Genomic DNA, 227 nt, shown 5'->3' with positions numbered 1-227 from the left:
CTGGCGTCGTGCACCACCGTGGCCACCGACGACATGGTGGTGCGCACCCAACTCACCTCCGAGATTGCCGACAAGGCCCAGCACGGTGTGATGGAACTGCTGCTGATCAACCATCCGCTGGATTGCCCGATGTGCGACAAGGGCGGTGAATGCCCGCTGCAAAACCAGGCAATGTCTAACGGCCGCACGGATTCTCGCTTCACCGAGGCCAAACGTACCTTCGCCAA

1 pseudogene is annotated in these 227 nt (G+C 61.2%); it reads left to right on the top strand.

Annotated elements, in window-relative coordinates:
• A pseudogene (locus tag AB1471_RS18045) lies at positions 1–227 on the top strand (hypothetical protein); the annotation flags it as partial.

This window comes from Jeotgalibacillus marinus, assembly GCF_040801915.1.
In the GTDB taxonomy this organism is placed as follows: domain Bacteria; phylum Bacillota; class Bacilli; order Bacillales; family Jeotgalibacillaceae; genus Jeotgalibacillus; species Jeotgalibacillus marinus.
Note: the sequence above shows the minus strand (reverse complement) of the source record. Positions and strands in the feature narration are given on the sequence as shown.